Annotated in this window: 1 protein-coding gene; it reads left to right on the forward strand. The window is 67.5% G+C overall.

From position 1 onward, the window contains the following. Positions 1-24: 24 nt before the first annotated feature. On the forward strand, positions 25-308 hold a 284-nt coding region (locus tag R2S09_RS40405), incomplete at its 3' end, for a YncE family protein (RefSeq protein ID WP_306193263.1).

The raw sequence follows: 308 nt of genomic DNA on the forward strand, positions 1-308 counted from the left end.
CATGTCGGCAAGAGTCCAGTCGGGGTGGCGGTGTCCCCGGACGGACGCTGGGTCTACGTGGCCAACGCCGGCTCGGATTCGGTGTCGGTGGTCGACACCGCCACCAACCGCACCGTGGGCAACCCCATCCATGTCGGCAAGAAGCCGTACGGGGTGGCGGTCTCACAGGACGGAGGCCTGGCCTACACGCCCAACTCCGGCTCGGATTCGGTGTCGGTGATCGACACCGAAACCAACCACACCCTGGGCAACCCCATCCATGTCGGCAAGAAGCCCGTCGGGGTGGCGGTCTCCCCAGACGGACGCCG

The sequence above is a fragment of the Streptomyces sp. MK7 genome (assembly GCF_032658145.1).
GTDB classification, from domain to species: Bacteria; Actinomycetota; Actinomycetes; order Streptomycetales; family Streptomycetaceae; genus Streptomyces; species Streptomyces spiralis.